The organism is Vibrio sp. 10N.261.52.C2 (assembly GCF_041471425.1).
GTDB lineage: Bacteria > Pseudomonadota > Gammaproteobacteria > Enterobacterales > Vibrionaceae > Vibrio > Vibrio crassostreae_C.
This window is the reverse complement of sequence record NZ_JBFROH010000049.1, coordinates 14,342-34,480: the sequence shown is the minus strand read 5'-3', so window position 1 is coordinate 34,480 and position 20,139 is coordinate 14,342. Positions and strand designations below refer to the sequence as shown.

Below are 20,139 nucleotides of genomic sequence, written 5' to 3'. Positions count from 1 at the left end.
CCGCGATGAACCTTTTTTATGCTTGCAACTATTTTACCGGTGAAGGCTTGATAGATTGAGGAAAAAATAAAGGCTTACCCGAAGGTAAGCCTTTATTCGAACTTGAACTGATTGAAAAAAATGACTATTTGTCTGAAAGCTTTGCTTCTAGTTCAGCCAGTTTTTGTTCCATTTCAGTGAGCTTCTGGCGAGTGCGAAGCAGTACTTGTGTTTGAACATCAAACTCTTCACGGCTCACAACGTCTAGCTTGTTGAGTTGGCCTTGGATAACTTGGCGAACTTTTTGGTCTACGTCTGAACCAAGCTCTTTTACTGGTTGAGGCATAGAATCGTGGATCTGCTTAGCAATTTGCTCTAGTTTTTTTGGATCAAACATATCAATTAAAACTCCTGAATATTTATCACTATTCTATTTAATCACATCAAAGATGTCGCCTATGGCGTACAAAAAAAGGCCACCGAAGTAGCCTTTTTATTGTTAATACGACAGGGAAATTACTTATTGTTAGCTAATTCTCTGTGCGCCGCTTTTGCTTCATCAACACGGGCCAGCTTCTCGAGATCTTTATCTTCGAGGAAAACTGGAATTGGTTTATGTTTTTCGGCTAAGTAGCTATAAATAACCGGCAGAACAAACAGCGTAAACAGCGTACCAATCGCCAGACCAGCAACGATAACAATACCGATACTAAAGCGCTGAGCTGCACCTGCACCCGTGGCGTACATCAATGGGATCAGGCCTGCAATCATCGCCGCTGTTGTCATTAGGATTGGACGTAGACGTACCCTTGCCGCCTCCATAACCGCCTCTTTGCGTGATAATTTATTATGCAGCTGCTCTTCTTTTGCTACCTCACAGATCAAGATACCGTGCTTGGTAATCAGACCAACCAAGGTAATCAGCCCCACTTGCGAGTAGATGTTCATCGTCGCTGCGCCCCAAGCGAGCGCAATCAATGCACCACATATTGCGAGTGGCACCGACACCATGATAACCAATGGATCTTTTAACGACTCAAATTGAATCGCCAGAACCAAGAAGATGATCGCCAGTGCTAAACCGAACGTCACATACAGTGCGCTGCCTTCTGTTACAAACTGACGCGACTCACCCATGTAGTCATGGTTATAGCCTGCAGGTAATTTGGTTTGGGCAATGTTTTCAAACCAGTTTACCGCATCACCCATCGCCGCGCCCGGCATAGGAACCGCACCGACCGTCGCTGAGTTCAACTGGTTGAAGTGAGGAAGAGAGCGAGGCTCTGCCACCACATCAATTGTTACCAAGCTACCGAGAGGAACAGCATCACCATTGCTGGCTCGAACGTAGTAATGATTCATTGACTCTGGGTTTAAGCGGAACTTACGCTCAACCTGAGGGATCACTTCATAAGAACGACCGTTGAGGTCAATACGGTTAACGTAACCATCCGACATCATGGTGCTTAGGGTGACACCGATATCTTGCATCGTTACCCCATAAGCGCCCGCCATATCTTTATCAATTTGAATCTTCATCGTTGCTGAATCGTAGTTCAAATCAAGGTCAGAGTAGACAAAGAGAGGGCTATCTTTCACATCCGTTAAAATATCGGTTGCGATAGCGAATAAGCTCTCAAAGCTGCTTGGTGTGGTAATCACAAACTGGAGTGGTAGACCAGAACCGGCACCCGGCAACTCTGGCATTTGGAACGCGGTTACTGCCATGCCTGGGATATCTTGTAGCAATCCACTGATACGGTTCGTTACCTCAGATTGGCTAGCCGTGCGCTCACTCCATGGCACCATTGAGGCAATACCAAATGCTTGGTTTGAGTTTGGTACACCAGTGAAGGATTGAGCGTATTGGATTTCAGGCTGGGTCACCAAGATACCGCTCACGTCATCCATCGTGTTACTTAGGTAGTCTAGGTTAGCCGTTGATTGACCAGTACCAATCATCATCACCACCCCTTTATCTTCTGCAGGGGCAAGTTCACTTGGGATGAATTTAAACAGCATCGGCAAGCTTAAAAATACAATGACCGCAAAGCCAATGATAACCGGACGATGATCCATGATCGCATGCAGCATCTTAGAGTAACGGCCTGTCATACGATCAAGTACGCTGTGTACCTTCAGTTCAAACTTACTCGGCTGTGCATTTTCTTTTAGCAGCTTTGAACACATCATTGGAGACAGTGTTAAAGCGATGATTCCAGAAACAAATACCGCGCCAGCGAGGGTTAATGCGAACTCTTTAAACAGCGAGCCTGTGATACCACCCATCATTGCGATAGGGGCATAAACCGCGCCCAATGTCAGTGTCATTGCAATAACCGGTACTGCAATTTCACGGGTACCAATGATGGCAGCCCTGAAAGGAGATTCCCCCAATTTGACGTGTCGATCGACGTTTTCCAGTACTACGATTGCATCATCAACCACTAGACCGATTGCTAATACCATCGCCAGTAGCGTCATTAAGTTCCATGAGAAACCCATGACTTGCATCACCATCGCAACACCAACCAGCGATAAAGGGATGGTTACGATAGGAATGATAACCGCACGCAATGAGCCTAAGAATAGCGTGATAACCACTAATACAATCAGCGCGGCTTCAACAATCGTGTGTATAACCTCTTGAATGGATTCATTAATCGCAATGGTTGAGTCATACATGATATTCATGCTGATATTGCTTGGTAGGTTTCGCTCCAACTCAGGATACAGCTGCATAACATCAGCAGCAATGTTGATCGGGTTAGCACTTGGCGCTGCATTGATGGCGGTTACAACCGTTTGTTTGCCATTAGCACTTGCGCGAACCACATCGTGGCTTTTTTCTAGTGAAACCTTAGCAATATCACCTAAGCGAACAATAGAACCGCCATTTTGACTGGTTTTGACCACCAACCTTTCTAATTCATCGGTATTGGTTACTTGGGTATTGGCACTGCCGTTGTACAGCATAAACTCACCAATTGCTTGGCCAGTTGCTGATTGGTAGTTGTTTGCATTAAGCACCGTCATCACGTCAGTGGCTGTCAGGTTTAATGCTGCCATTTTGGAAGGATCAAGCCATACACGTAATGCGTATTTGATCCCGCCGTACAAGTCGACCTTTGATACGCCATTAACGGTAAACAGTTGTGGGTTAACCACTCGCTCAAGGTAGTCGGTAATTTGGCTTGCAGAGAGTTCATCACTCGTAAAACCAATGTAGAGTACCGCCGTTGTTGAACCGGTAGACATAGTTACGGTTGGATCTTCGGCTTCTTTAGGAAGCTGAGAACGTACCGAGTTAGTCTTGGCCAGTATGTCAGACAGCGCGGCATTCGGGTCGGTATTGAGCTTCATATTGACCGTAATAGTCGAGCTACCGAGTACGGACTGCGACGTCATATAATCAATATTATCGGCTTGAGCGATCGCTTGTTCTAATGGCTGAGTTATAAAGCCTTGGATCAGATCGGCACTGGCACCGTAATAGCTCGTCGTGACCGTCACGATCGTATTTGTCATGTCTGGGTATTCACGAACCTGCATTTTGAAGATTGCTTGGAAGCCAAGCAATGCGATCAAAAAGCTGATTGAAATAGCCAGAACTGGACGTTTAATAAAAACATCAGTAAAGCGCATGATTCCTCCAATTACAGCATTGGTGTTTCAGCTGGCGGCGTCGTTGCATCACTTTCTACAACTCGAACTTTAGCATTGTTACTTAAACGAACTTGACCCGTTGTCACGACAACATCGCCAGGCTCTACGCCTTCCAGTATGTGAGCAATACTTTCTGTACGTTCACCTACTTTCACCACTTGTTGTTTCACACGCTGCACACCATCTTCTTCACGTAAAATATAAACATTGTCACCGTAAAGTGTGAAAGTGATGGCCGTCTGAGGCAGTGTCACTTGGTTTGCTAGTTTAGGTAGAATGATGTTAGCGCGCGCAAACATACCGCTACGTAACTTACCATCGTTGTTTGGGATATCGGCTTGTACTTGGATAAGACCACTTTGGATGCTAACCGCAGGCTCAATGGCACTAATAGAACCTTTAAACGGTTTTTCTGGGTATGCATCAACGAAGATGTCGATCGCCTGACCAACCTCAATACGAGAGATGTCATTTTGAGAAATAGTGAAGCGTAGGCGCATAACACTGGTGTCTTCTAGGCGAACGATGTCAGTGCCAGATTGTAGGTATTGGCCTAGATACACATTACGAATACCGACAGTGCCGTCAAACGGAGCGCGGATCTCGCGACGGGCAATCGATGCTTTAAGGCTTTCAATATCAGCTGAAAGAGAGAAGTAGTTAGCTTCTGCTTCATCGTACGCTTCTTTAGAAATAGAGCCTTTCTTGAATAGCCCTTGGTAGCGCTTGTATTTAGCTTCAGCAGCCGGTAAGCGTGCCTCAGAGCTTTTTAGATTGGCTTTCTCTACATCAGAATCAAGGCGGATCAGTTGTTGGTCATTTTTAACCTCAGTACCTGATTCGAAAGAAATTTGATCGATAACACCGCTGGTTTCGTTCGCTAGTGTCACACCTTGGTTAGGTTCGATGAAGCCGATAGCTTCAATCACTGGAACCCAGTCGATCGGCTGAACTTCAGTTACCGTTACTGGAAACTCTGGTTCAGGGCGGTTGGCCATATACTCAGCAATTTTTTGTTGTTTGAACATGTTAAACCCAATAACGCTGCCGAAAAGTAGTACAGCGATGAGTAACATGAAGAAAGTCCACTTTTTCATTATGGTCAAAACTCCGATCTAGTGTTTAATTATTGCGTCCCAACTGGCTTCGATTGCAGATTCTAGTTCTGCCTCATCAAGTTGGTAAAATCCTAAAGAATGCTTGCGTGCTAGAGAAACACTAGCCGCCAAGCTCAATCCACCTAATACTTCATTGTTAAGTGGTTTAAACAATCCTTGTTCTTTCCCCTCATTAAATAGCAGCTCAACTTGGGCAAACATTTTACGTTCTAGTTCCCTGAAGTTTAGGCTATTTGTGATGGGTAGAGAGTCATACTGAACCCGATTTTTTATTGCGGCTAAATTCGTTCCTGCTAAGTTCCATATGTTCAACCACATAGTACGGTAGCGTTGTTTAATTGGATCCGAATCATTAACCCCTTGTTGAACAGCATCAGCTACTCTTTGAGTCACGAGCATTCGAACATCTTCTATCAAATGCTCTTTATCATCGAAGTAGCGATAGATAGTGCCTGCAGCCACTCCCGCTTCTTTGGCTAATTTTTGCATTGAAAGGCCTTGGAAACCGACCTCTGCAATTAGCTTTTCAGCTGCAGAAAGTATTTGCTGGCGTTTATCCCGAGGTGCATGAGTTGTCATATTTCAACCACCAATGAATGAACGTTCATTCATTATAGCCTAATAACCACACACATGTGCAACAAAGTTTTACATAATCAGCGTAAAAATCTTGTATAAGAGAACGTAGCATTCGTGCTGTTGCAGCATTATTATAGGCGCGCAATTGAATTCGCCCCTCTAGACCAAACTGAGAATCAAATGAAACTGAACCCAAGACAAGATGAAGCCGTGAAATATGTTTCGGGCCCCTGCTTAGTATTAGCGGGCGCTGGATCCGGTAAAACACGTGTTATCACCAATAAAATTGCTTATCTGGTTCAGGAATGTGGCTATAAGGCGCGTAATATTGCGGCGGTGACCTTTACTAATAAAGCGGCACGCGAGATGAAAGAGCGTGTTGGGCAAACTCTAGGTAAGGGCGAATCGAAAGGGCTGATTGTTTCGACTTTTCATACCATGGGCTTAACCATCATTCGCCGTGAATACAAAGCGCTGGGTTTGAAAGCGGGTTTCTCTCTGTTTGATGACCAAGACCAGTTAGCTTTGTTAAAAGAGTTAACAGAGAGACAGATCGATGGTGATAAGGATTTGCTACGCGCTTTAATGAGCACCATTTCGAATTGGAAAAATGACATGCTGACGCCAGATCAGGCGAAAGCACGTGCTCAAGGCGAACAAGAGCAGTTGTTTGCATTCTGTTTTGAGATGTACCAGAAACAGATGAAGGCATACAACGCACTCGATTTTGATGATCTGATCGCGATGCCTGTATTACTACTGAAAACCAATCAAGAGGTGCGTGAGCGCTGGCAGTCGCGTATCCGCTATTTACTGGTCGATGAATACCAAGATACCAACACCAGCCAATATGAGTTGGTTCGTTTACTGGTGGGAGAGCGTGGTCGCTTGACAGTAGTTGGTGACGATGACCAATCTATCTATTCATGGCGTGGTGCAAAACCGCAAAACTTGGTGTTGCTGGGTGAGGACTATCCGAATCTTCGTTTGATCAAACTCGAGCAAAACTATCGTTCAACCAGTCGAATCTTACGTGCGGCGAACATCTTGATCGCCAACAACCCACACGTTTATGAAAAGTCACTATTCTCAGAGATCCCAGACGGTGAAAAGCTCAAGGTACTGAATGCTAAGAATGAAGAGCATGAAGCAGAGCGTATTACCGGCGAGATCATCGCCCACAAGTTTTTGAACCGTACTGAATACAAAGATTACGCAGTGCTTTACCGTGGTAACCACCAATCACGCTTGATTGAAAAAGCGCTGATGCAGAACCGTGTGCCTTACAAGATCTCTGGCGGTACCTCTTTCTTCGCGAGAGCCGAGATTAAAGACATCATGGCTTACCTGCGTGTGTTGGTGAACCCTGATGATGACAACGCCTTCCTACGTATTGTAAACACACCGCGCCGAGAGATTGGTCCGGTGACGCTTGAGAAGTTAGGCAGCTACGCCAATATGCGTGGCAAGAGCTTGTTTGAAGCCAGCTTTGAGATGGGCTTAGAGCAGACACTGACGGGGCGTGGTTTAGAAAATTTGCGCCGCTTCGGTGACTGGATTGTTCGTATCTCAGACAATGCCGAGCGTGGTAATACGGTTGAAGCCGTTCGTTCTTTGGTTCGTGACATCAACTACGAAGATTGGTTGTACGAAACCTCAGCGAGCCCGAAAGCCGCTGAAATGCGAATGAAGAACGTCTCTGATCTGTATAGCTGGATTGTGGCCGATCTTGAGGGTGACAACTACGATAAAGAAGAGAAAACCCTGCGCGAGGTGGTTCAACGTTTAACGCTGCGCGATATGATGGAGCGTGGTGAGGATGATGACGATGCAGATCAAGTCCAATTAATGACATTGCATGCATCGAAAGGTCTAGAGTTCCCATATGTATTCCTGATGGGTGCAGAAGAGGGCATCTTGCCGCACCAAACCAGTGTCGATGAAGGCAACGTAGAAGAAGAACGTCGTCTTATGTATGTGGGGATTACTCGAGCGCAGAAAGAGCTGACTTTTACTAAGTGTCGTGAACGTCGTCAATATGGTGAATTAATAAAGCCAACACAAAGCCGCTTCCTCGATGAGCTGCCGCACGATGATGTGGAGTGGGAAAGCGTTAAGAAGCCTCAATCCGCTGAAGAAAGAATGGAAAAAGGGCAGGCGCACATTGCGAATATTCGAGCGATGTTCAACAAGAAGTAATGCCCTACTTTAATCGCACTATATAGAAGCCAATAAAAAAGGTGACCATGAGGTCACCTTTTCTGAATCTGGCATTTTTAATTACAGACCGGCAATCATGTGCTCGATAGCATCTTTGATTTCGTCGTCTGAACAATCCATACATGAACCTTTCGCTGGCATCGCATTGAAGCCGTTGATTGCGTGGTCAGCTAGAATGTCGCGACCTTGAGCAATACGAGGCCCCCAATCACCAGCATCACCTGTTTTAGGTGCGCCACTTACGCCAGATGCGTGACAAGCGATACAAAAGGTACCGTAAACTGCTGCGCCATCACGAGGGCCTGTTGGTTCTGCGGCTACTGGCTCGCTGCCGACTAGGTAAACTTGGCCAACTGGTTTGATGCGTTCAGCAATTGCATCGTGCTCCGCTTCGCTTAGGCCTGCAGCCATTGCGCCAGTTGAAAAGGTTAAAACTGCGATGACAACGCTTAAAATTCGACGAGATATATCCATTAAACTCACTTTACATTCCCAAGGTAAGTACATGCTTACCAATTTATAGTGTTGGAAGGGTGTTTTGGCTTTAACCAGCAAAGAGCAACTGTTAAACCAATGTAAATAATGGGTGATTATATCCCGATAAGTTGTTGCAATAAACAACAACTTATAAGCTGTGGCGGGTTGTAGTACTCAAATAAGGGGTTTATCACATATTAACTGTCGAAAAAGAGACCAAACAGAAAAAAAAGTTAAAAAAGTACTAGACGGCATTGGGTGATATACGTATTATTCCACTCCGCCGACAGGGCATGCGCCTGTAGCTCAGCTGGATAGAGCGTTGGCCTCCGGAGCCAAAGGCCGAAGGTTCGAATCCTTTCAGGCGCGCCATCCGGTCTCTTACTTCGGTAAGTGAGAAATTGGCAAAAAGAAATAATGGTGGCTATAGCTCAGTTGGTAGAGCCCTGGATTGTGATTCCGGTGGTCGCGAGTTCGAATCTCGTTAGCCACCCCATTCTTTCTTTACAAAATATCGGTAGCTTCGGCTTCCAGTGTTGATTCATTATTCCCAAGAGTCGATACAAAACTAGTCGGTGAATAGCGCAGCTTGGTAGCGCATCTGGTTTGGGACCAGAGGGTCGGGGGTTCGAATCCCTCTTCACCGACCACTATTTCAATAATCGCTTTTAAGCGGTTATATAAAAAATTAGTGGTGGCTATAGCTCAGTTGGTAGAGCCCTGGATTGTGATTCCGGTGGTCGCGAGTTCGAATCTCGTTAGCCACCCCATTAATTTTGGTAGCTTCTTTGAAGTTCCCAGTTTGAGAAATCAAACGAAACGTCTCGGTGAATAGCGCAGCTTGGTAGCGCATCTGGTTTGGGACCAGAGGGTCGGGGGTTCGAATCCCTCTTCACCGACCACCTTAAGAAGCCCTAGTCGAAAGACTAGGGCTTTTTTACATCTGAAACTTAGATAACTTGAACAGAGTGGGGTTCGCCTGATGTTCAAAGAATGTCTCTTCACTGATCACTTAAGAAGCCTCAACTAGCCGTCCGCGTCAGAAATGACGGGGCTTCTTACATCTATCTCCCCTTCTTATATAAGACAGATTCCTAACGATCTGCTTGATAATGGTGCTGCTGCAGAGTTGCTTTCTTTATCAAATGTACAGTTCTATATCTAATTTTATATAAATGGAGTGCTCAATAATTCGACATATTAATGGGTTTGGTCTAAAGACTCTTATGAAAAGTGAAACCTGACCCTAAATTTGCTCACTAAGGCCTGAATTTGACAGCTTTGTACGCATTTGGTCGTTCAAAAACTCCTCTGATTTATTAGGCCTTTCGTTTGTCTGTTTTGTATTTACCAAAATAATACAGATGGTTAAATGTATGGCTAATTAACGTTTATCTGGTTGTTTTATTTGTTCAAATTAACAAAATTAGCGTTTGTTTCTATAGTGTTAATTGTTTTTTGGAATAATTATTTGTTTTTAGTGACTGGTAGTGAGATCTGCTTTGAAGCACGGCTTTAACTCTACAAGTAAGTAGTGGTAAGGAGTTTGTGAGTATTTCTTGCCGATAATATAATGTTGATTTTTCTTACTATATGCTCTTTTGGTGAATAGTTATGTGGCACTTTTGCTTGCTAAGCGTTTAATGTCGACTTTTTATCCTATTTTTGTTGCTTTTCTGTGAATTATTTGCCAAATTGTCAACCGTATAAAATATCAGAACAATATTCTGGTAAGAATGGATTCAATTTTGCAGACAGGGCAGAAAGCTGCCAAAGCAGTAGAGGTCTGGTAATGTCACTTTTAGAAGTAAAAAATCTTCGTATCGAATACCCATCTCGTCATGGAGTTCACGCCGCAGTTAAATCACTTTCGTTCAACATTGAACGTGGTGAGATTGTTGGTGTTGTAGGCGAGTCTGGTGCAGGTAAATCAACAGTAGGTAATGCTGTAATCGATTTGCTGAGCCCTCCTGGCCGCATTGCTAGCGGCGAGGTATTTCTGGATGGCGAAAAAGTCTCTGGTTTATCTCCTGAACAGATGCGTTCTGTTCGCGGCTCAAAGATTGGTTTTATCTTCCAAGACCCAATGACTTCTCTTAACCCTCTATTCACAGTAGAACAGCAGTTAAAAGAGACGATTCATGCCAACATGAAGGTTTCGGATCAAGAAGCCTACCAGCGCTCATTAGACTTAATGAACCAAGTGGGTATCCCACAACCAGAAAACCGTTTAAAGCAGTACCCACACCAATTCTCAGGCGGTATGCGTCAGCGTGTGGTTATCGCGATCGCATTGGCAGGTGAACCTGATCTAATCATCGCAGATGAACCAACAACGGCACTTGATGTTTCTATCCAAGACCAGATCTTGGGTTTGATTCGCGACCTATGTATCAAGAAGAACGTAGGTTGTATGTTGGTCACGCACGACATGGGTGTGGTATCTAACGTTACTGATCGCGTAGCCGTGATGTATCGTGGTGATTTGGTTGAGTTTGGTCCGACGGCGAAAGTCCTTGGTACTCCTGAACACCCATACACACACAGTCTTATCTCTGCGGTTCCTCGTTCAGATCGTAAACTCGATCGCTTCCCTCTTGTTAGCTACATCGAAGAAGCACAAGAGATGGAACCTCTAGATGTGAAAAACCACTGGTTAGGTCAAAGCCAAGATCACCGTGATTACACTGGTCCATTGTTGAATGTTGAGAACGTAAACTTGCGCTTCACCACCAAAGATTCTTTCTTTGAGAGCCGTCGTGAGTACGTTCAAGCATCCAACAACGTGAGCTTTGAAGTACATGAAGGTGAGACGTTTGGTTTAGTAGGTGAATCAGGCTCAGGTAAATCAACGATTGCTCGTGTGATTGCTGGCTTGTACGCACCCAACTCAGGCAAGGTAACGTTTGAAGGCGTTGACCTGACTGGGCTTAAATCTGAAAAAGAACGTCGCCCTATGCGTCGCCAAATGCAGATGGTTTTCCAAAACCCTTACACATCAATGAACCCTCGAATGAAGATATTCGACATCATTGCTGAGCCTATCCGATTCCATAAGCTTACTCGTAACGAAAATGAAACTCGTCAGATCGTGAACGATCTACTAGAGCACGTTGGTTTGGGCGTAATGGCCGGGGTTAAGTACCCACACGAATTCTCAGGTGGCCAACGTCAGCGTATTTCTATCGCTCGCGCCTTGGCAACTCGCCCTCGTCTTTTGATTTGTGATGAACCTACGTCGGCACTGGATGTGTCGGTACAGGCTCAGATCCTCAACCTATTAAAAGACTTACAAGACGAGCTAAACCTAACCATGCTGTTCATCAGTCACGATTTACCGGTTATTCGCCAAATGTGTGATCGTGTTGGTGTGATGCAAATGGGAGAGCTATTGGAAGTTGCGCCAACCGAGCAGCTATTCCAATCGCCTCAGCATGAATACAGCAAACACCTAATTTCTTTAATGCCTGAATTTACAGGTTTAAGAGAAGAAAAAGCAGTGGCACAAGCCGCGGTATAAAAATCAGCAGGCTGGAGTTTAGCTTGCTAAAAACAATAAACAGACGCAAATACAACAACTAGGGATCTGGATTCCCGCATGAAGGAGTTATGCAATGAAAACCATGAAAAGCAAATTAGCAGTAGCTTTAATGGCAGCTGGCCTAAGCTTTAGTGCAGCAGCAGCAGATATTACCGTTGGCTACGCAGCTGACCCTGTATCACTTGACCCGCACGAGCAGCTGTCTGGTGGCACACTGCAAATGTCTCACATGGTGTTTGACCCTCTAGTACGTTTCACAAAAGAGATGGATTTTGAAGGCCGCCTAGCATCGAGCTGGGAGCGTGTTGATGAAACGACTTTCCGCTTCAACCTACGTAAAGGTGTGAAATTCCACTCTGGTAACGAACTGACTGCTGATGATGTTGTGTGGACTTTTGAACGTCTACAAGCTTCTCCAGACTTTAAGTCTATCTTCACGCCATACGAAAAAATGGTAAAAGTGGATGACTACACAGTTGAGCTAGTATCAAAAGCGGCTTACCCACTAGTACTACAAACAGCAACTTACATCTTCCCAATGGACAGCAAGTTCTACTCTGGCCAAACAGCGGAAGGTAAAGACAAGTCTGAGCTAGTTAAGCACGGTAACTCGTTTGCTTCGACTAACGTTTCAGGTACTGGTCCATTTATCGTAACGCAGCGTGAGCAAGGCGTTAAAGTAACGTTCGAGCGTTTCAACGATTACTGGGACACAGAAACTGAAGGCAACGTAGACAAGCTAACACTTGTGCCAATCAAAGAAGACGCGACACGTGTTGCAGCACTTCTTTCTGGCGACGTTGATATGATTCACCCAGTAGCACCAAACGATCACAAGCGTGTTAAAAACGCTAAGAACATCGATCTAGTGACGCTACCTGGTACTCGTATCATCACGTTCCAAATGAACCAAAACAGCAACGAAGCACTTAAAGATGTTCGCGTTCGTCAGGCGATTGTTCACGCAATCAACAACGAAGGTATCGTTAAGAAGATCATGAAAGGCTTCGCAACAGCAGCTGGTCAGCAAAGCCCAACAGGCTACGCGGGTCACAACGAAGACCTAGTTCCTCGTTACGATCTGAAAAAAGCGAAAGAGCTGATGAAAGAAGCGGGCTACGAAGATGGCTTTACGCTAACTATGATGGCTCCAAACAACCGTTACGTGAACGATGCGAAAGTAGCGCAAGCGTCTGCGGCAATGCTGTCTAAGATTGGTATCAAAGTTGATCTTAAAACTATGCCTAAAGCACAGTACTGGCCTGAGTTTGACCTATGTTCAGCAGACATGATGATGATCGGCTGGCACTCAGATACAGAAGATTCAGCTAACTTCAACGAGTTCCTAACTATGACTCGTAACGAAGAGACTGGCCGTGGTCAATACAACTGTTCTGGCTACTCAAACCCAGAAATGGATGCGATCGTAGAAGCTTCTAACACTGAAACTGACCCAGTTAAGCGTGCTGAAATGCTGAAAGGCGTTGAAGCAACACTTTACAACGACGCAGCATTCGTACCGCTACACTGGCAAAGTGAAGCGTGGGGCGCGAAGTCTAACGTTGGTGCAGCAGACGTAGTAAACCCAATGGTTATGCCTTACTTCGGCGACCTAGTTGTAAAATAATCTAGCTTGCTAGAATCGAGAGCCTGAAGCTTTTCAGGCTCTCAAATTATTAAGATATAGATTTAAGTTTCGGTATTTGGTCTTCCTTCAGTCTGGCTAAATACCTTTTTTAAGACTGAATTTTGTTATCTAGTCGCGGATTTCGACTAGATAGTCATGGATAGATAAGGGGCAAGGAATGGTTACGTTTCTGGTCAAGCGCCTGTTTCAGGCACTGATAGTGATGTTTGTGATCAGTTTGGTGGCGTTTGCCATTCAGGATAACCTGGGCGACCCGTTGCGTGAGTTAGTCGGTCAATCTGTTTCAGAATCGGAGCGTCAAGCGCTGCGTGATGAACTCGGCTTAAATGATCCCTTCATTACAAAATACACTCGCTTTGTGGGCGCAGCTCTACAAGGTGATCTTGGTACTTCATATTTCTTTAAACGCCCAGCTGTGGACGTAATCTTAGATAAACTAGTCGCAACGCTTGAGCTTGTGTTCGGCGCTTCTCTGATCATTGTTTGTCTGTCGATTCCACTTGGCGTTTATTCTGCAATACACCCAAAAAGCTTCTTCACTAAACTGGTGATGGCGGGCAGTAGTATCGGCATTTCTGTGCCTGTTTTCTTAACCGCAATCATGTTGATGTATGTATTCTCTATTGAGTTAGGTTGGCTGCCGTCGTTTGGACGTGGTGAGACCGCAAACTGGTTTGGCTGGGAGTCTGGTTTCTTAACGCTCGATGGCCTTGCACACTTAGTGCTGCCGAGTATTGCTCTAGCATCTATCATGCTGCCTCTGTTCATTCGTCTAGTACGCTCTGAAATGCTAGAGGTTCTTAGCTCTGAATATATCAAGTTTGGTAAAGCAAAAGGCCTAGCGCTGAACAAGATTTACTACCAACACGCTTTGAAGAACACAATGCTGCCAGTACTAACGGTAGGCGGTGTTCAAATCGGTACTATGGTGGCTTACACCATTCTTACTGAAACTGTATTCCAGTGGCCGGGTACCGGCTTCCTATTCCTTGAAGCGATTAACCGAGTGGATACACCACTGATTACCGCATACGTTATCTTCGTTGGCCTGATCTTCGTAGTAACTAACACCATTGTTGACCTGCTATACGGCATCATTAACCCAACAGTGAACATCACAGGGAAAGGAGCATAATCATGGAACAAACAACAACAGCTCCATCTCGTTGGGAGCGATTCAAGCAGTCAGACATTCTGTACTACTTCTTACGTGACAAAGTGGCAATGGTGAGCTTCGCTATCTTTGCAGCTTTCCTTGTTATGGCATTAGCGGCACCTATTCTAGCGCCAACAGACCCGTATGACGTGACGTCTATCGACATCATGGATTCTGAGTTGCCACCATCTTGGATGGAAGACGGCGAAGAACGCTTCCTACTGGGTACTGATGAGCAGGGTCGTGACATCTTATCTACGATGCTTTACGGCTCGCGTCTGTCATTGACGATCGGTTTCCTAGCGGTAGGTCTTCAGCTGACTCTCGGTATCATCATTGGCTTGTCTGCAGGTTACTTCGGTGGTCGTATTGATAGCTTCCTGATGCGTTTTGCCGATGTTCAGCTTTCGTTCTCAACCATGATGGTTGCGATCATTGTCTCGGCCATCTTTAAGGCGAGTTTCGGTAGTGACTTCTACGCGCAATATGCGGTTGTTATGCTGGTGGTGATCATCGGTATTGCTGAATGGCCGCAGTATGCTCGTACGATTCGTGCATCGGTATTGGCAGAGAAGAAGAAAGAGTACGTAGAAGCGGCACGTGTGATGGGCTTTAGAGCGCCTCGCATCATGTTCCGCCATATTCTGCCTAACTGTTTATCACCGATTTTGGTTATCTCTACGGTACAGGTGGCAAATGCCATCATGTCAGAAGCGGCACTTTCTTTCCTAGGTTTAGGTCTTCCGGTAGACCAACCATCACTCGGTGCCCTGATCAGTACTGGTTTTAACTACATTTTCTCAGGAGCATGGTGGATCACAGCATTCCCAGGTGTGCTTTTGGTAACATTGGTTCTCGTTATTAACCTATTAGGCGACTGGTTACGTGACGTGTTTAACCCGAAAATTTATAAAGGGTGATAGCCCGGTTTGATTTTTAGTAAAAAAAGTCACTAAATTAAGAGCCGTAAGCAATTACGGCTCTTTTTTTGCTTAATGGATCTGGAACTTAGTATTATTGATAGTGTCAATAATAGTTAAAATGGAATTCATGTTTTATCGACATAGATTCGGTAATAATTAGCCCGCAAGGGTTTAAGTGGTGGTTATGAAATTGACAATGAATGCTGTATGTCGTGCTGTGACGAGAAATTATCGTATGGGACTTATCGCTGCATCTCTTTTGGTATCGAGCCAAGTGAATGCAGAGTCGGTTCTATGTGATGCAACTCAGGCAAGCACCAACCAATTACCACAGCTAGAGCAATCATGTCCGATCGGTAAGGGCGTGTGGGGCAGTAAAGCACCAAAACGTCATTCAGATAACGAACTGTTTTGGGTTCAATGTGGCCTGCTGAACAAGCCTTTGTCACTGAGCCGAGCAAAGCCTCTGTATGAGAAGATCTCGACCAACGTTTGGATGAAGCCGGAAGGCGGAGACTACCGTTGCTTAATCGGACCTTATTCTACCTTCTCTGATGCGAGAAAAGACCTAGCTCAGGTGCGTAAGGTTTCTGGTTACGGTGAAGCCTTTATTCGTATGGTCGATAAGTCGAAAACCTCATCACAGCCTATTGTGGCAAAACCAGCAGAGCCAAAAATGGTTAAGCCTAAGGCCCCTGTAAAACCAAAACCTGCTCCGAAACCTGTGGCTGCGAAGCAAGCGGCAGCGGTAACGAGTGCTGCAGCTATTCAGACGCTACCAAGCGGTAACGCGAATTCAGACAACGATTTGGAAATCGAAATCCGTGTGACAGCCAATGTTGCGGGTAGCCAATATGCGATTCCTTACCTTCTAGACCATCAGCAGCAGTTCTATATGGAACAAGGCAAGCCTTGGAGCCGTCTAGATTACGATAGCGCTGAATTGGTGTGTAATCAGGTCAACATGAAGCTGATGAGTGAGAAGCAATGGCAAAGCATCTTGAGCTCAAAGGTTATGGAAAAACAGAACTGGCCAATGCATCTCCCTTATTGGGGCGCAGATAAGAAAGGTCTGTTTACCAACGGTAACGTCAACCAGTTGAAAGGTTCTTCATTGCTTAATGTGATGTGCGTTAAGTAACGACGACCGTTACCAAACCAAATAAGCCTCAGCCATTGCTGGGGCTTTGTTGTTTATACGCCTCTCTTTTTCAACATCGGTTCGACTTTTAGACACTCGTTCTTCAAGACGAATTTGATTAAAAATCGTTAAAAATTGTTCAAATAACGCGGCTGATGCGTAGAAAACCATAACTCAAGCAATAAGGTGATTGAGATTATGAGTTTAAAGAAACGATTAGAAGACTTGGCTCCACGCTTTGAAGCCGGAGGGAAGTACGAAAAGCTCTACCCAGTGTATGAAGCTTTCGCGACAATATTCTATACACCCGGAAACGTAAACCGCGGTATAACCCATGTTCGTGACAGCATTGACCTAAAGCGCATTATGATTTTGGTGTGGTTGGCGACCTTCCCGGCAATGTTCTGGGGAATGTATAACGTCGGACACCAAAGCGTTCTCGCACTCACATCCAGTTATCAATTAAATGAACTTGCCTCGGTTATCGAGAGTAGCTGGCGTCTGTCGTGGGCATTTGGTGATGCGCAGTCATTGATGGCAAGTGGCTGGGCAAGTCAGATGTTGCTTGGTGCACTCTATTTCCTACCCGTTTATGCCACGGTGTTTGTAGTAGGTGGCGTCTGGGAGGTACTGTTTGCTGTCGTTCGTAAGCACGAAGTTAATGAAGGTTTTTTTGTTAGCTCTGTGCTGTTTGCACTCATCCTCCCGCCAACCATCCCGCTTTGGCAAGCCGCTTTAGGTATCACCTTTGGTATCGTTGTCGCCAAAGAGCTGTTCGGTGGTACAGGACGAAACTTCTTGAACCCAGCCCTTGCAGGCCGCGCGTTTCTCTATTTCGCCTATCCAGCCAACATGTCGGGTGGGCTTGTGTGGGTTGCCGCTGACGGCTATTCAGGCGCGACACCGCTGAGTCAATGGTATGAAGGCGGCAGCACGTCACTCATCAATAACATGACTGGCGAGGCGATCACCTGGATGGATGCCTTTATCGGTAATATTCCAGGTTCGATGGGTGAGGTGTCGTCACTACTGATCATGCTGACGGGGTTGATTTTGATTGTGATGAAGATAGCGTCTTGGCGCATTGTCGCCGGTGTGATTGTCGGCCTTGTCGTGACGTCGAGTTTACTGAACTGGATAGGGTCGGATACTAACTCGATGTTTTCGATGCCGTTTTACTGGCACTTTGTGTTGGGTGGTGTTGCCTTTGGTACCTTCTTCATGGCAACAGACCCTGTATCTGCCGCGTTTACCAATCAGAGTAAATGGGCCTATGGGATTTTGATCGGCGTGATGACGGTCGGTATTCGAGTGCTTAATCCAGCCTACCCAGAGGGCATTATGCTGGCTATCTTGTTCGCCAACCTGTTCGCTCCGCTATTCGACTTTGTAGTGAAAGAGCAGAACATTAAACGAAGACTTAAACGGACATCGCGCTAATCTAGGTGATTAAAAGTGAAAGTGACTCCCATAAGAAAGGCTTGCATTGATGCAAGCCTTTCAATTTTTATCGCGATTGATTTGAGGTTGATTTAACTCCACTTCAAATCAATCTCGAAAGGCTGTGTGCTACCACAATGCTCACCGCACATCTCGTCGTAGGCGCTGTTATGAACCAACATTGCTGATGCTACGCCTTGGTCGCTAAAGTGATCGCGTGCTTGGTTAATACTCAAAAACTTCATAGGGTGCTGGTGGTCATCTTTGATTAATTGTTTTTGCTCGCCAATAACTTGGTAAGCCAAGTAAATCCCGCCTTCAAATGATTCGATCAGTAGATTCATTACAAACTCCGTTGTTGTTTTGGATCGCTAAGATTTTGTTTTTGTATCTACGGGGATGGGGGCTTGAAGGTTCATCTATACTAAAAATGAAAAAAACCAGAAGCGTGCTTCTGGTTTATCTAGAGGTAAACGAATCAATTTAGCGATTAGTTGATTTTCTGCATGATGCTAGAGCTGCCGTTGCTATTACCGAAGCTGTCCATCTTACGACGAATCAGTAGGCCCTCATCCCAATCAGTGCCTGCTGGTTGGTATTCCCATTTAATGAAGTACTCATCGTTTGCGTGGCACGCTGTACCTGCTACATAGTCACCAGCGTCACAGAAGCGCACGACCGTGTTCAACTCAGTCAAGGTTGCTTTCGACTCGCGGCCCGCTTGGTTGAACCACCAGTAGTCGATAGTCGCTAATTTAGCGTAAGTATAAACAGACTCGCCCAAATCTTCCGGTGATGAAGGAGCACCATTTTGGCTTTCACACTCTGCGCCAGATATTGTGATTGCTAAGTCTGAGAAGACCATTCTCATGACTGCACTTTGTCCATCGCCACAAATCGCGGTGGTGTCCCATGTACCTGTGAAGTCGACGTAGCGCTCGGCATCTTTTGAATCAACTTCATAATAGTAACCAACGCGCTCTGTTGCACGAGATGGGTCATTGTTAGGGTCATCGCCTAGTGTTTCTTTTTTAACGATCTCGGAATAAATACCAGTCACAGGGTCAAAAGAGCCAGAGGTTGTGCTGCGAATCCATTTTGGCGTGCCGTTCTTACCATCATCCCAAACATGGTTGGCGGTGTAATGGTTTAGGTCTGATGCCTTTTCAGCATCAAACGGCATCCAGTCGATGTCCGAGTTTGTAAATTCTTCATCTGCCGTTGAAGACTGTGCTAGATCTCGAAGTCTGTATGCAAAAGGGTTGTTGAGCACAAACTGACTATCCGGTGTAAGGGAGCCATTCTCTCTGTCCACTAGACCATCGTCGTTAGTATCACACCCTTGTTTTTCGGCGTTATCTTTATCAATCCATTGGTGCGCAGCGTTAGAAACACAGGTGAGGTACTGTTCTGCGAAGTTTTCCGACAATGAATAATCGTTCGATCCAGCCAGCATAGAGACGGAGTCAGCTGAGTTCACCTTGAATGTCATCTCGGTCATGCCACGAGTACGTTCAAACATTTCTGATTCCATAAGCTTATCAGCATGAACGTAGGTGAACTTTTCAGAGTTTTGAGTCACATCAATATAACGAACGATTTTACCTTCAGCCATAAAAGGATTAACGGTGTCTTCGCCGCGAGTCATTGAGCCAAACGCATTTTGCATATGATCAAGAGCATCTTCTTCCGAAGTGATGTTTGCAGAGTCTACGCCCATTTCGTCTAAGAAGTCGATCACGCTATCACGATCATCTAAGCTTAGATCTTCCATCTTAGCTAGAGTCGTTGCATCAGGCGATCGCAGCGCATCTGGAATGGTCAGCACATCATCGGACGAACTACCAAATTCGTTATCTAAAGATTGAAGTAAAATCGCTAGGTTAACGGCACGTGCATATTTGCCCGCAGCTTCAAATGGAGTCAATACATCACGGTTGGATGCTGCGCCCACTTTTAAGCCATTTTCACCACCAATAAAGAAGGTCACTGTGTCGTTAGTTTTAGCGGTAAATTCGCCTTCGCTATTTGTAATACCGTTTAAGCCAGAACTGGTGTTGTAGTAGATACCTTCAACAGCGGCATCGATAAATTTGTTGGTTGTTGTTGATGGTTCTGTCGGTGTTGTGACACCTGAATTAGAACTGTCGCTACCACAACCTGTTAAAGCCACTGCAATCGCCGCTGCGAGAATACTCACTTTTTTCATTACTCGTATATCCTTTCTGTAATAGAGCTATTTGTTATTTTT

14 protein-coding genes and 5 tRNA genes are annotated in these 20,139 nt (G+C 45.3%); 12 read left to right on the top strand and 7 right to left on the bottom strand.

Translation table 11 applies throughout. The features are described 5' to 3' along the window. Window positions 1–124: 124 nt before the first annotated feature. The 4 genes from ubiK to AB4307_RS17840 all read right to left on the bottom strand — a co-directional run bounded on the left by ubiK (window position 125) and on the right by AB4307_RS17840 (window position 5,342). On the bottom strand, window positions 125–376 hold the full coding sequence (gene ubiK, locus AB4307_RS17855; RefSeq protein ID WP_017061964.1) for a ubiquinone biosynthesis accessory factor UbiK: 252 nt from the start codon (window positions 374–376) through the stop codon (window positions 125–127). Window positions 377–495: 119 nt separating this feature from the next. Further along, the gene (locus AB4307_RS17850) at window positions 496–3,624 is read right to left on the bottom strand and encodes a multidrug efflux RND transporter permease subunit (RefSeq protein WP_017061963.1); all 3,129 of its coding nucleotides are present in this window, start codon (window positions 3,622–3,624) and stop codon (window positions 496–498) included. 11 nt (window positions 3,625–3,635) lie between these two features. Beyond that, window positions 3,636–4,742, bottom strand: coding sequence for an efflux RND transporter periplasmic adaptor subunit (locus AB4307_RS17845; RefSeq protein ID WP_017061962.1), 1,107 nt, complete (start codon window positions 4,740–4,742; stop codon window positions 3,636–3,638). Between the two features lie 18 nt (window positions 4,743–4,760). Then, window positions 4,761–5,342 (bottom strand): TetR/AcrR family transcriptional regulator, encoded by a 582-nt coding sequence (locus AB4307_RS17840; protein ID WP_017061961.1) that lies wholly within the window; start codon window positions 5,340–5,342, stop codon window positions 4,761–4,763. 180 nt (window positions 5,343–5,522) lie between these two features. Between AB4307_RS17840 and rep the strand changes: the two genes are divergently transcribed. Next, a complete protein-coding gene (gene rep / locus AB4307_RS17835) occupies window positions 5,523–7,541 on the top strand; it encodes a DNA helicase Rep (RefSeq protein WP_017061960.1) in 2,019 nt (672 codons plus the stop codon). Window positions 7,542–7,622: 81 nt separating this feature from the next. Here the strand turns inward: rep and AB4307_RS17830 are convergent, their stop codons facing one another. Then, window positions 7,623–8,036 carry a c-type cytochrome gene (locus tag AB4307_RS17830; RefSeq protein ID WP_372132837.1) on the bottom strand — a complete coding sequence of 138 codons (414 nt, stop codon included), beginning with the start codon at window positions 8,034–8,036 and terminating at the stop codon, window positions 7,623–7,625. 298 nt (window positions 8,037–8,334) lie between these two features. Between AB4307_RS17830 and AB4307_RS17825 the strand changes: the two genes are divergently transcribed. The 11 genes from AB4307_RS17825 to AB4307_RS17775 all read left to right on the top strand — a co-directional run bounded on the left by AB4307_RS17825 (window position 8,335) and on the right by AB4307_RS17775 (window position 17,888). Next, window positions 8,335–8,411 (top strand) — tRNA-Arg (locus tag AB4307_RS17825). 48 nt (window positions 8,412–8,459) lie between these two features. Beyond that, window positions 8,460–8,535, top strand: a tRNA-His gene (locus AB4307_RS17820). Window positions 8,536–8,612: 77 nt separating this feature from the next. Beyond that, a tRNA-Pro gene (locus AB4307_RS17815) sits at window positions 8,613–8,689 on the top strand. A gap of 44 nt (window positions 8,690–8,733) precedes the next feature. Beyond that, window positions 8,734–8,809 (top strand) — tRNA-His (locus AB4307_RS17810). Between the two features lie 55 nt (window positions 8,810–8,864). Next, window positions 8,865–8,941, top strand: a tRNA-Pro gene (locus AB4307_RS17805). Between the two features lie 890 nt (window positions 8,942–9,831). After that, window positions 9,832–11,559: a dipeptide ABC transporter ATP-binding protein gene (locus AB4307_RS17800; protein WP_048607507.1), complete on the top strand. Its 1,728-nt coding sequence runs from the start codon at window positions 9,832–9,834 to the stop codon at window positions 11,557–11,559. A 94-nt stretch (window positions 11,560–11,653) separates the two neighbouring features. Next, entirely contained in the window at window positions 11,654–13,207 is a 1,554-nt protein-coding gene (locus tag AB4307_RS17795; protein WP_050633914.1) for an ABC transporter substrate-binding protein, read from the top strand. A 178-nt stretch (window positions 13,208–13,385) separates the two neighbouring features. Continuing rightward, entirely contained in the window at window positions 13,386–14,363 is a 978-nt protein-coding gene (locus tag AB4307_RS17790) for an ABC transporter permease (protein ID WP_017060134.1), read from the top strand. A gap of 2 nt (window positions 14,364–14,365) precedes the next feature. After that, entirely contained in the window at window positions 14,366–15,304 is a 939-nt protein-coding gene (locus AB4307_RS17785) for an ABC transporter permease (protein WP_017060135.1), read from the top strand. A 187-nt stretch (window positions 15,305–15,491) separates the two neighbouring features. Beyond that, on the top strand, window positions 15,492–16,448 hold the full coding sequence (locus tag AB4307_RS17780; RefSeq protein WP_372132835.1) for an SPOR domain-containing protein: 957 nt from the start codon (window positions 15,492–15,494) through the stop codon (window positions 16,446–16,448). A 198-nt stretch (window positions 16,449–16,646) separates the two neighbouring features. Next, window positions 16,647–17,888: an NADH:ubiquinone reductase (Na(+)-transporting) subunit B gene (locus AB4307_RS17775; protein ID WP_372132832.1), complete on the top strand. Its 1,242-nt coding sequence runs from the start codon at window positions 16,647–16,649 to the stop codon at window positions 17,886–17,888. Window positions 17,889–17,980: 92 nt separating this feature from the next. On the opposite strand, the gene AB4307_RS17770 is transcribed toward AB4307_RS17775, so the two are convergent. Together AB4307_RS17770 and AB4307_RS17765 are read right to left on the bottom strand one after the other, a co-directional pair. Further along, window positions 17,981–18,232, bottom strand: coding sequence for a DUF6482 family protein (locus AB4307_RS17770; protein WP_017070091.1), 252 nt, complete (start codon window positions 18,230–18,232; stop codon window positions 17,981–17,983). A 146-nt stretch (window positions 18,233–18,378) separates the two neighbouring features. Continuing rightward, entirely contained in the window at window positions 18,379–20,097 is a 1,719-nt protein-coding gene (locus AB4307_RS17765; RefSeq protein WP_137002172.1) for a hypothetical protein, read from the bottom strand. Between the last annotated feature and the right edge of the window lie 42 nt (window positions 20,098–20,139).